The sequence below is a fragment of the Borrelia hispanica CRI genome (genome assembly GCF_000500065.1).
In the GTDB taxonomy this organism is placed as follows: Bacteria; Spirochaetota; Spirochaetia; order Borreliales; family Borreliaceae; genus Borrelia; species Borrelia hispanica.
Window position 1 is genome coordinate 63,274 of record NZ_AYOU01000121.1, and the last position, 12,519, is coordinate 75,792.

General features: G+C 27.2%; 11 protein-coding genes and 1 tRNA gene. 10 read left to right on the forward strand and 2 right to left on the reverse strand.

What is annotated here, in order from left to right; genetic code table 11:
- Positions 1-34 precede the first annotated feature (34 nt).
- The 4 genes from U880_RS0103880 to U880_RS0103895 are packed head-to-tail and all read left to right on the forward strand — an operon-like array spanning position 35 to position 4,761.
- The gene (locus U880_RS0103880) at positions 35-1,186 is read left to right on the forward strand and encodes a chemotaxis protein CheB (protein ID WP_024654836.1); all 1,152 of its coding nucleotides are present in this window, start codon (positions 35-37) and stop codon (positions 1,184-1,186) included.
- Positions 1,186-2,958, forward strand: a complete 1,773-nt coding sequence (locus tag U880_RS0103885; protein ID WP_024654837.1) for a BB0569 family chemotaxis protein — start codon at positions 1,186-1,188, stop codon at positions 2,956-2,958. Before U880_RS0103880 ends, U880_RS0103885 begins: the two co-directional genes overlap by 1 nt.
- Positions 2,959-2,994: 36 nt before the next feature.
- Positions 2,995-3,369: a response regulator gene (locus tag U880_RS0103890; RefSeq protein ID WP_024654838.1), complete on the forward strand. Its 375-nt coding sequence runs from the start codon at positions 2,995-2,997 to the stop codon at positions 3,367-3,369.
- A 48-nt stretch (positions 3,370-3,417) separates the two neighbouring features.
- On the forward strand, positions 3,418-4,761 hold the full coding sequence (locus U880_RS0103895) for a Sapep family Mn(2+)-dependent dipeptidase (protein WP_038359208.1): 1,344 nt from the start codon (positions 3,418-3,420) through the stop codon (positions 4,759-4,761).
- A gap of 15 nt (positions 4,762-4,776) precedes the next feature.
- On the opposite strand, the gene U880_RS0103900 is transcribed toward U880_RS0103895, so the two are convergent.
- Together U880_RS0103900 and pyrH are read right to left on the reverse strand one after the other, a co-directional pair.
- Positions 4,777-4,860 (reverse strand) — tRNA-Leu (locus U880_RS0103900).
- Between the two features lie 8 nt (positions 4,861-4,868).
- Positions 4,869-5,558 (reverse strand): UMP kinase, encoded by a 690-nt coding sequence (pyrH, locus tag U880_RS0103905; protein WP_024654840.1) that lies wholly within the window; start codon positions 5,556-5,558, stop codon positions 4,869-4,871.
- Between the two features lie 215 nt (positions 5,559-5,773).
- On the opposite strand from pyrH, the gene U880_RS0103910 reads away from it, so the two are divergent.
- From U880_RS0103910 to U880_RS0103935, 6 genes are all read left to right on the forward strand, one after another.
- Positions 5,774-6,838 carry a glycosyltransferase family 2 protein gene (locus U880_RS0103910; RefSeq protein WP_024654841.1) on the forward strand — a complete coding sequence of 355 codons (1,065 nt, stop codon included), beginning with the start codon at positions 5,774-5,776 and terminating at the stop codon, positions 6,836-6,838.
- A gap of 61 nt (positions 6,839-6,899) precedes the next feature.
- The gene (locus tag U880_RS0103915) at positions 6,900-7,721 is read left to right on the forward strand and encodes an ATP-binding cassette domain-containing protein (protein ID WP_024654842.1); all 822 of its coding nucleotides are present in this window, start codon (positions 6,900-6,902) and stop codon (positions 7,719-7,721) included.
- Between the two features lie 370 nt (positions 7,722-8,091).
- A complete protein-coding gene (locus U880_RS11800) occupies positions 8,092-8,595 on the forward strand; it encodes a hypothetical protein (RefSeq protein ID WP_235048005.1) in 504 nt (167 codons plus the stop codon).
- Positions 8,596-8,867: 272 nt separating this feature from the next.
- On the forward strand, positions 8,868-10,478 hold the full coding sequence (gene pyrG, locus U880_RS0103925) for a glutamine hydrolyzing CTP synthase (protein WP_024654844.1): 1,611 nt from the start codon (positions 8,868-8,870) through the stop codon (positions 10,476-10,478).
- 60 nt (positions 10,479-10,538) lie between these two features.
- Entirely contained in the window at positions 10,539-11,126 is a 588-nt protein-coding gene (locus tag U880_RS0103930; protein ID WP_024654845.1) for a hypothetical protein, read from the forward strand.
- Between the two features lie 108 nt (positions 11,127-11,234).
- On the forward strand, positions 11,235-12,410 hold the full coding sequence (locus U880_RS0103935) for a methyl-accepting chemotaxis protein (RefSeq protein ID WP_024654846.1): 1,176 nt from the start codon (positions 11,235-11,237) through the stop codon (positions 12,408-12,410).
- Positions 12,411-12,519: the final 109 nt, after the last annotated feature.

Genomic DNA, 12,519 nt, shown 5'->3' on the forward strand with positions numbered 1-12,519 from the left:
TTTTATAAAGGTAGGTTTATATTAAATAATAATAATGAAAATATTGGTAATTGATATTCAAGGTCTTATAAGACAGGTTTTTGTTAGAGCCTTTTCTAAGGATGCAGATGTTGAGATATTAAATCCAGGTTCTAATCCTTTAAATCTTATTAATATTTTTTTGCAAAAATTTCCTGATGTAGTTATTATTGATGAAAATACGGCTAAGTCACATTTTGGAAATGCACTTAACAATGTTCTTAATAATATTTCACTTCCTGTTATTTTTATAGCAGAGAATGAAGTTTATCCAAAATTTGGTTTTCTTGATTCTAAAAAGGATAAGATTAAATTAATAATCAATAAACTTAATTTTAAACTTACAGTTAATTTATTTAGAAGTGATTATTTAGATTTAATCAAATCAGAAATTAAGAAATTAGTAGATCATAAGTTTGTAGCTTCTTTTGAAAGTAAGAGAATAAAATCTCCTGATTTTTTTGAAAAAACTGAAAGTAAAGAGTCTGAGAGAGATATTACTAATATAACCAAAAGTTATAAAGTGGCAGATGTTATTAATGTTTCTCCTAAAAATGGTCCAGATGTTATTCTGAAGTATCAAGGTGTAATTAATAAAAATAAGACAGGAAAAATTATTTTTGTTGGGGCTTCAACTGGTGGTACTGAGGCTTTAAGAGTTTTTTTAAAATTATTCAAAAAAGATTCTCCTCCAATTGTAATTGTGCAACATATGCCTGGGGGTTTTACAACATCTTTTGCAAAAAGTTTGAATAATGAATTTGAAGTTGATGTAAAAGAAGCTGAAGATGGAGATATTTTAAGACCTGGTCTTGTAATAATTGCAAATGGTCATTATCATTTAATTGTGAAATATGCTAATGGAAATTATTTTACTCATCTAATTGATGGGCCTCCAGTTAGCAGACATAAACCTTCCGTTAATGTGTTATTTCGTTCTGCTGCTATGTATGCAGGAGAGAATGCCATTGGAGTTATGCTTACGGGAATGGGGGATGATGGTGCTAGTTGTATGCTTGAAATGAAAAATAGTGGTGCATATAATATTGCACAAGATCAATTAACTTCTGTAGTATTTGGTATGCCTATGGAGGCAATCAAGATAGGTGCTGTGGATAAGGTCCTTCCTTTAAATAAAATATCTGAGTGTATTTTAAGGAGATCTTAATGGAAAATAATGATAAATTTTTGGATATTGATTCGCACATTAATAAGGTATTAACAGAACTTGAAACTTTTGATAATCGTTCAAGGCAAGTTTATGCAAGCTTAAGTAAATCAATTCCTAGGTTAATAGAAAAACTTTCTAAAGATATTAAAGATTTGTCTTTTAATATTGGGTTTATTTCTGATCTTGATGTTGATAATGACTATTCTTTAAATAATTTTATATCTAAAGTAATAAGCGTACTTAATGATTTCGTATTTTATTTTAATTCGTCAACTGAGATTCTTGAGTCTCAATTTAGTATAATACGGGATAAGGTTAAGGATATAGAAATTCTTGAAGATGTAATTGAAAAAATGAAAAAAAGTTCTATCGATATGGAGATAATGTCGATTAATACACTGACTGTTGCCATGAGAGCTGGGAGAGCTGGCGGTGCTTTTTCTTATATTACAAATGAGATTAAAACCTTAACTCAATCTATGATTAAGCAAGCAGATCAGCTAACTAGTAAGGGTAGAGATATTAAGGTTGGACTTGATCGGGCTAAAGAGCAGGTACTTGAAAATAATACAGCTGAGAATAAAATTCTTGAAGAATTTAAAGAGGATTTGATAAAAAATATCGATGAATTTGCAGGAAGTATTGGAGAGGTTATTGCATTTTATGATAATGTATTAAAAATACTTCATGAATTTAAATTTAAATTTGTAAATGCTGTATCTTATCTACAATTTCAAGATCGACTTACTCAGTCTTTACATCATTTAAATGTTATGTATTCTAGCATTGATGTTTTTAAATTTAGGGATATAAGTGAAATTCAAAAATTAAAAATTTTATCTGTTTTTACAGATTCTTCTAGAATGATAATTAGGGATGTTATTTCTAAATTAGACGAAAATTGTATGGCTTTTGAAGAATTTATTGATACATCTATTTCTTCTATTCAAGTCATTAATGATTTAAAGTCAGATAATTCTTCATATGTTGATATTTCAAAGTCTGTTGAATCTTGTTCTATTATCTTATCAAATTTACTTAGGAGAATAGATGATGTTGAGAAAAATAATTCTAATTTTTTAAATCTTTATTATGAACAAATTAAGCTTGTTAAATCTTTAGAATTAATGTTTTCAAATATTTCAGCTATTTCTTCTCGATTTCAAAATATCAATATAGCTTCTAAAATAGAGGTTGTAAAGAGAGTTGAACTTGAAGATATGGAAGGCAATATTTCTGAAATGTCCAAAATTATTAATAATATTGATTTAAATATTACTAAAGGACGAGAATTTCTATCTCAAATAATATTCTTTTTTGAAAAAGTTGTAAAAGATTGTGACAATCGCTTTTATATTGAAAAAAATTATTTTAATAAGTTTAAGAAATTGTTTATAGAGATAAAGGGTAATATTGTTGAGATAAAAAGGATAGCTATTGATCATGTATTATCTTATGAAATGTTTCCCGTTAATTTTTTGGAAATATTTGAAGAGGTAAAATTAGATATTCATAGTATAAAAGCTTTACGAGAGGATCTTATAAATATTGAAAAGATTTTAATTGACATAGAAAATGATATTAATAGTAATCTTGATTCAGAGTTATTAAAACACGATTTTAAGTGTATTGAAGTGGAAGATAAAGAGTTTATTCGTAGAATTGCTAATAGATTTACTTTGTTTGTTCATAAGAAGTATTTATTATCGCTTATTGAAGATGAAAAGGATGTTCATTCATTTGATGAGGGTAGTGTAATTTTATTCTAACTTTTGTATACTTTTGTATGGGTTTAGGAGCGTTTCATGCAAAAAAGGATTTTGGTTATAGATGACAATAGAGCTATTAGGCAAAGTGTTGCTTATATTTTGGAGCAGAATGGTTTTGTGGTTGCTGAGGCTCAGGATGGTCTTGAGGGTGTATCTAAGTTTAAGGAGGCTGTTGGACAGAGTGATAAAGATTTTGATCTAGTAATTACAGATATCAATATGCCTAATTTAGATGGAATAGGAGTGATAAAAGAGATAAGAGAGCTTGGAAGTTTTGTTCCAATACTTGTTTTAACTACTGAATCTGAACAATCGAAAGTTGATGAAGGTCGTAAAGCTGGCGCTACTGGTTGGCTTGTTAAACCTTTCAATCCCGATACTCTTATGCACACAATATCAAAAATATTTTAATTTTTATATTTTAATCTTTATTTTTAGATTATCGTAAGGTTTAGTCTTATGAGTTTTAAGCTAGATAAACAGTTTTATTTTCATTTAGAGGAATTAATTAAATTTAATAGTGTTAATGCTCCTGCATTAAAGAGTAAACCTTTTGGAGAACAAATTGATTTATGTCTAGATAAAGTATTAGAAATTGCTCGAGATATTGGTTTTAAAGTTTATAAAGATCCAGATGGATATTATGGTTTTGCTGAGATAGGTCAGGGTGATGAACTTATAGGTATTTTAACTCATATTGATATTGTTGATGCTGGCAATATATCTAAATGGTATTCAAATCCTTTTGAACTTGGTTTTAGAGATGGAAGAGTTTATGCTAGAGGTATTTTAGATGATAAGGGACCTTTAATGGCTGTTCTTTATGCTTTTAAAATGTTGCTATTAGAGAAAATTTGTTTTAAGAAGAGATTTAGAGTGATTTTTGGAACAGATGAAGAGACTGCATGGCGTTGTATTGAGCAATATAAGATTAACGAAGAGATTCCTGATTTTTCTTTTACTCCTGATGGTGATTTTCCTATTGTTAATGCTGAGAAGGGGTTATTGCAATTTGATGTTATTAGTGATGAACAATTTTTTATGGACCTTGAGCTTGGTATAGGATATAATGTTATTCCTGATGAATGTTCTTTTGAGCTTGGTGATGCTAATAAAGATGATTTTAGGATTTTGCTTGATAATTTTGATGGTAAAATTAGGTATAAGTTTTTTGAAAACAATGTTTTAATTCATGGCATTTCTGCACATGCTTCTTTACCCGAACTTGGTGTTAATGTTGCTCCTTATGCATTAGATATTATTAAATCTTTAGGAATAAGAAGTAATTTTATTGATTTTTTTGAAGACAGGATTGGTTTTACTATCAATGGAGAGAAATTGTTTGGGAAGATTTTGGAAGATTTGCAATCCGGAAAACTTACTCTTTGTTTGACAAAAATTAAATTGTCTAAAACATCTAATCAAATTTTGTCTTTTGATATGAGGTATCCTATAAGTTATAAAAGGGAAGATTTAGTAAATTTAATAAAGAAAACTTTAGATTTATATTCTCTAAATTATAGTGAAGTTTCTTTTCTTGATCCTCTTTATGTTGATTCCAAGTTGAAATTTATTTCATCTTTAATGGAAGTTTATCAGGATTTTACAGGTGAGAGTGATGTTAATCCTATTTCTATTGGTGGTGCAACTTATTCAAGAGCTTTGAAAAATTGTGTTGCTTTTGGACCATTATTTAAAGGTTCAGATAATACAGCTCATCAGATTAATGAATATATTAATGAAAATGAACTTATGGATCTTATTTTGATTTATAAGAATGCTGTTGAAAAACTTAATACTTAAAAGTTTATAGAATAGTACCGGTAGTCGGAGTCGAACCGACACGAGATTGCTCCCATCAGATTTTGAGTCTGACGCGTCTACCAATTCCGCCATACCGGCAATAGATTTTATTTTACTATAATAGTGCCTAAAAAATCATCATTTTTATCGAAAACTTTTTGTAAATTTGTAAGATCAGTGCCATTAAGTATATAAGCTTTAATACCAAGTTTTAATGCTAGTTCTGTTGCTATTGGATCGAATGGTAAATGTGAACCAGGTTCCCAATCTTTTCCTACAATATTTTGTAATTCATTCCAAGTGATGTTTTTAAACCCTTTTGCATCATTATATTTTTTTGGGTCTTTATCATATATTTGATCAATATTGGTTAAATTAATTATTTCGTTTGAATTGAACTTTTCTGCAAGTTTTACAGTAATATAGTCTGTTGAAAATCCTGGTTTCCATCCTGATGCAACTAATATTTGTCCTTTAAATTGAAAATCTTCAGTTGGGTTGCTTACAATATCGTTGATGCAAAGTGGTTGCATTGCTTTGCTTATAAGAGCTGCATTTAGTTTAGTTGCCATTATCCCAATTTCATCGAGTTCATGATTTTTAAATTTAGGATTAATTTGCTTATAAGCATCTTGATATTCTCTTGCTGTTTTTCCTCCTCCTGTAATTAAAATAACTTTTCTGTTAGGTTCTTTTTTTATCCATTGAAAAATAAGATTTTTTAAATTTTTAATGTATGTTGTATTAATGTGATTAGGATTGATTATCCCTCCCCCAAGACTAATTATTTTTATCATCTAAACTCCTTATTTGAGTTGGTTATTTTTTATTTAAATTTGTATTATATAGTATATTTATATTCAGGTTGTTGGAAAATATGATTTAAAATCATATCACCTTATTAACTATACTATATTGTGCAATGTTTCCTTATATCTTATAGTTAAGAATATTTAGTATATTGAATTGTTTACAGGTTTTGCTTAGGTAGGTATTTATTTAGGAGGATTTTATGTATAAGTACAAGGTTTCTGTGATTATTTGTTTTTTTAATGCTGAGAGTACCCTTGAAACGATGTTGAAGAACGCTGTTAATCAGACATTGCGAGATAAGGAAATTATATTGGTAAATGATGGTTCTTATGATCATAGCTTAAAGGTAGCTCAAAAATTTGCGGAACAATATGATTTTGTCAAAATTATTAATCAGAAAAATATGGGAATATCTGTTGCTAGGAATAATGGTTTTGATAAATCTGAGGGAGAATATATAGTCTATTGGGATAGTGATGATCTTGTTGAAAATACTATGCTTGAGGTACTATATAATAGGGCAAAAGCTGATAATTCAGATATAGTTTGTTCTCAGTTTTATATTTATTTTCTTGCACGAAAGATTAAAAGAAAATCAGTTCTTCCTTTTCCTAATTATCCAATAACCGGTGAAGAGGCTTTTAAGAATTTATTATTGACTGTTTTCTCTAGTTTTTATAAAAAAAATTTTGTTGTAGGTACAGTGTGGGATAAATTGATTAGAAGAGATTTGATTGTAAATAATAATATTAAATTTAATGATGTAATATTAGAGGATATAGTTTTTATGCTGCATGCTTTTTTAAAAGCGAATAAAGTTTCTTTTGTAAATAATTATTTCTATACTAATTTTCAAAGGATGGGAAGTGCTAGTTCATCAATTAGTGTAATTAGTAAGTTAAATATGTCTCTGAAGGTTGTAGAGAATCTTTTAAAAGAAGAGGGGTTATTTGAAAAATATTTTGAATATTATAAAAAATTCTATTTGCAACTTTATTATTATATTTCTTTTAAGCAAGTTTATGTTATAAATTGGCATATCAAGAATAAATTTGTATATAAAGCTCATAAATCAAAACTCATTTTTGTTCTTAATGAAGTTAAAAATTCAAAAGAATTTCAAAATTATTATGCAAGTCTTAAAAGTTCCAGATTTAGTGAGTTACAAACTTTGCCAAAAGTGATGTTAAAAATTTGGAATCTGAGTTCTGGATTGTACGTTAATTTTTCCATATTCATGTATAAGGCTTTCTTGAAAAATTAATATTTTAATTCTTGTATTTATTTTTATACTATTTTATAATGTGCCTGAAGGAGAATTTTAGTTGAAAATAGAATTGCGAGATATTTCATTTTCGTATTATAAGACTAATGTTTATTTGAATGTAAATTTATCTGTTGAAAGGGCTCAAAATTATTTGGTTCTTGGTAAGAATGGAGTAGGAAAAACCACTTTGCTTAGGCTTATTAGTGGACTTTTAAATCCATCTACAGGAGAGTTGCTATTTAATTCTTTAAAGACTTTTCCAAGAAATCCTTTAAATTTAGTAAATTTATTTTTTGTTCCGGAAGAGTTTTCTTTGCCTGATATTTCTTTAAATGATTATTATAAATCTTTGTGTAAATTTTATCCAAATTTCAAGGAAGAAAATTTTAAGGAATATTTATTAAGATTTGAATTAGATATTAATCTTAAGTTATCATCTGCGTCATATGGGCAGAAGAAAAAAAGTATTATTGCTTTCTCTGTTGCTACAGGTGTTCCTGTTTTGATATTTGATGAACCTACAAATGGGCTTGATATTGCGTCAAAAAATGTTTTTAGAGATATTTTAAGTAATTTAAGAAATACGATGGTTTTTATTACAGGACATAATGTTAGAGATTTATCAGATATTGTAGAACATTTGATCATTGTTGGTAATAATGATGTTCTCTTTTCAGATTCAGTGTCTCATATTAAGAATAATTATAAAGTTAGGATTGTAGATAAATTGGATGGAGAAGAACTTTATTATGAAAAAGTAAAAGATGGATTTAAATCACTTTATTATGAAAGTGGTACTTTTGATAATAATAATTTTGACATTGAATTTTTCTTTTTATATGTTGTTAATGATAGTTTAAAGGATTTTTCGAATGTTTAGTTTGAAGAGATTTTTTTTATTATTTAATATAGATTTTGTTTATCATAAGAAATTTTATTTTTACTTTGTTATGTCAATTTTTTTGATTTTTCCTTTTATTCATATTTTTTTCAAAAGTTATTTGGGTTTTAATCTAGTTGAACTTGTGGTTTCTAATCAGCCGTTAGACAATATAGTATTTTTTTTGATTTTATTTTGTATGATGTATTTCGTTTCAATATATAATATGTTTAATTATTTTAAATCGATTCATGATCCACTTAAAAATGTGTTTTATTTGTCTTTACCCGTTTCTACTCTAGAGAAATATTTGTTTGTTTTGTCTAAATTTTTATTTTTATTTCCTTTATTTGTAGCCATTTGTTGTTATATGGGTGCCAATATAACTGTGTTATTGGATAAGAAGCTTTTTTTGGGCGATCAAACAAAGAGTTTGTCTTTTGATGTCTTTGTTATGTTTGTTGGCGATACTTATCTTATCTATTTTATTGGATTTTCTATGTTATTGTTATTGAGAATTGTATTTAAGAGATTTGCTTTTTTTAAGTCGGTTGTTATTATAAGTTTATGTTATACATCATTGATCGTCTTATTTAATTTTATGATGTTTTTTGTTAATAACTACTTATTCGAACTTAAAAATAATTTTGATAAGTGGGGAGAGTATTATTTCATTCAGTATATTAGTATATCTTTTGCATTATGTAGTTATTTTTATTCATATTTTTTGCTTAGAAATGTGGGAAATTTAAGTACTAAAAAAATTAATTCTAATATTTTATTGGGCTTGATGTCTTTTTTCGTTATATTTGTCTTTTGTTTTGTGATATTTTTACTTCTTTATGTAATTTATGCGTATATACTTCATGCTTAACAATGGGTCATGATTGATTTTTGAATGGAATAAATGTTAATTTTTATAATTAATATTTTTGTTTAAAATTTTAACTTAAAGGTAATTTTTTGTCTGTATATAAATATTACATAAAACATTTATTTTGTATAGAGATTAGTAAAATATTATTCTTAATTTGTATAAGTCTTTTTATAATAGTGCATTATCTCAAGAATTTATAACATTTTAAAATGTAGTTAAAGGCTTTGTAGGCCTTTGTATTGCGTATTGAGTTTATTTGGAGGGTGTTAATAGTGGATAATCTAAAGATTTTGGTAATAACAGGTGGTGTAATTTCTGGAATAGGTAAAGGGGTTACTTCTGCAAGTATTGCAAGATTGTTTAAGGATAATTTGAAAATAACACCAATTAAATGTGATGGTTATTTAAATACTGATCCTGGGACTATTAATCCTGTTGAACATGGAGAAGTTTTTGTGCTTGATGATGGTGGAGAAGTTGATATGGATTTTGGTCATTATGAGAGATTTTTAAACCAGAATTCTAAATCTAGTTGGAATATTACAATGGGAAAAATATATAAAAATATTCTTGAAAATGAGAGGCGTGGAAAATATTTAGGTAGAACTGTGCAGCTTATTCCTCATGTTACTAATGAAATTAAAGAGACAATTTTAAATATTGCTAGAGAAGAGCATAGTGAACTTTTAGTTATTGAAATTGGTGGTACTGTGGGAGATATGGAGAATATCTTGTTTATTGAGGCAATGAGACAGATAAGATATGAAATTGGAATTGATAATATTGCTTTTGTTCATTTAACTTATATTCCAAATCCTGCTGGGATAAATGAACAAAAATCTAAACCTACTCAACAGAGTGTTAAGACTTTAAATAAAGCCGGAATTTTTCCTGATTTAATTGTTGCAAGAAGTTCTCAACTCTTAACAAAGCAAATAAGAGATAAAATAGCAATGTTTTGTAATGTTGATGCCTCTTGTATTGTTGATAATATTGATGTTGCAACTATTTATGAAATCCCTATATCTTTTTATAAACAAGGATTGCATAAAATTTTAGGTTCAAAATTGAAAATTAATGTTACACCTAAGGTGGATGGTCTTGAAAAGTTAGTAAATGTAATAAAGAGAAATCTTCTCTCTCCCCAAAAGGTTGTAAATATTGCTATTTGTGGTAAATATACTGAACTTGGTGATTCTTATGCATCAATATTTGAGTCTTTAACTCATGTTTCTGCCAATTTGGATATCTTAGTTAAGACAACTGTCATTGACGGTATTAATTTTGATGAGAAAATGATGGAAGGTGTAGATGGCATAGTTGTGCCTGGAGGATTTGGAAGTCGAGGGTATGAAGGTAAGATTCGTGCAATTAAATATGCTCGTGAGAATAATATTCCTTTTCTTGGTATTTGTCTTGGAATGCAACTTGCAGTTATTGAATTTGCACGTAATGTTTGTGGGATATTTGATGCTGATACTGAGGAGATTTTATCTGAAGATAATGTTATGTTGAATTCTATAAATCCTGTTATTCATTTGTTATCTGAGCAAAAAGAACTTGAGAATAAGGGTGCTACAATGCGACTTGGAGGATATCCCGTTTTACTTAAAAAAGATACTCTTGCTTTTAAACTTTATGGAAATGATATGATTATTGAGAGATTTAGGCATAGATATGAAGTTAATAATGATTATCTTGATTTATTTAGCAAATATGGTCTTGTTGTTTCTGGATTTTCTGAAGATTTTCAAATAGTAAAAATAATAGAGATACCTAAAAATAAATTTTTTGTGGCTTGTCAGTTTCATCCTGAGCTTATTACTAGATTGGAAAATCCGTCTAAACTTTTTGTAGGATTAGTAAAAGCATGTCTTTAATTTAAAAATTCAACATGTTTTGTAGGTAATTTTTTATGATATTTGGTTAGGAGGTATAAGATGAATGAAAGTGATGTTAAAAGAGCAATCTCTATGAAGAGATTGGTTAAATATTTTTTTGATGAACTTAAGTATAGAATGAAAATACCTTGTTTGAGACATAATAATCAATATATGAGTAAAAAATATATATTGCTTAATCTTTTAAGGAAAATAGCAAACCTTTCGTTTTATGAGCAATATGAAATTGAGGAACAATTTTTTCTTGATATTTTAGGAAAAGGTGTGTTAGCAGATGCGGTACTTATTAAAAGATTGGATTATGAAAAGTGTGTTATTATTGGTATTATTGAGGCAAAAGCAGAGCATGTTGATCTTGAGTATGAACTTAGTAGATTTTTGATTCAAGGTGATAAGGTTAATGTTCTTTTTTGGCAACCTAAAAGGATACTTTTAAAACAAAATGAAGAATTAGTTATATTAGATGCAGATGACATTTTTAAATTAGATAACGATTTTTATTTGCCATTGGTAAAAGAGAGACTGGAAGACTTTATTAATATTTTTGTGAAATTTTTTTCTTATAATAATATATTATTTGACTATAATAAAATAACAGGTAAGTATTCTTTCATTAGGAGTAAGTAAAATAATAATTTATAGATATTTGTGTTTTATTTATGATATTATTAATAATAATTAGATTAAATTTGTTTTATATTGTTAGAAAATTCTTTTTTATGGTAAAATTTTTTCATGTATAAATTTCCATTTTTTTGTAAAAAAAAATCTGCTGCGGCTGGTGTTAAAGACAATTCTTTTAATGATGTTGAAAATATTGATGATATTAGTATATGTGAGAATGAAAGTTCTTTAAAAGAAATGGTGAGGGGTTTTTATCACGCCAAGTCTTCTATTAGTAATGTATTAATTAATATTGAATTTTTATATAAAAATTTATTTTCTGGTTTTGTAAATGTTGAGAAGGTTTGCGTATCACTTATCAGTAAGGTAAATGATGGTCGAATTAAAGTAAGTGCTATTTTTGAAGATATTGAAAAAAATAATAAAGAAAAATTACAAAAAGTTACTGATATTATTATGGATGTTCAAAAAAGTTTAGAGACCATTAATAGTTTTTTAGGTGCAACTAATATGATTTCTCTTAATGCTAAACTTGAAGCGGCAAGAGCAAAAGAGTATGGAAAGGGATTTTCTGTTGTTGCTGATGAGATTAAAAGATTATCAGATCAAGCAAAGGGTGTTATGAATATGATTTCTGTTAAGGAAATTGAGCAGGTGTCTACAAATTTGGTTTCTGAAAATATTAAGGAATTACAATTAGGTATTGATAATCTTTTTTTAAATATGATAGAAAAACTTACTTCGCTTGAAGAATCATTTAAATATTGTATTGGTCAACAAGGTGAATTTTCAACCTTAATTAATGAGCTTGAAAATATTGAAGCTAGTGTTTCTTATTTGTCAAGAAATTGTGATTCTTTATTTGCTTCTAAAGCTTTTGTATATTCTAATGATGAATTTTTAAAGGAATTGGAATTTATTATTTCAGAACATATGTCTTGGATGAGTGTTGTAAAAGCAATTGTTGATAATCAAAAAAATATGGCAATCCAAAGTGATCCTATGAAACATGGTTTTGGGTTGTTTTATCAAGGTTTTGCTCCAAAAGAGCTTGAGATTAGAGAAGTTTGGGAAAAGATTTATTCTGATTATTTAAATATTCATAAGCTTGTTGTTGATATAATCAAAATTTTTTCACAGGGTAATTTTAACGATGCTGATTTGAAGCATGCAAGGGATTTTTTAATGCAGGCTGAAAATTTATCGAATGAAATAATTAGTAGACTTGAATCTGTTAAAAACATGGTAGTTGAATGTGAAAATCAGAGCATTAATGTTTTTTGCTAATTTAAAGTTATTGTTTGTGTTATTCTAGTTTATAAGTAGTTTAAAGATTTTTCATTTAATTATTTTACTTTAGTTTAAGGTATTTGCTATTAAAAGGTCGAGTTTTATT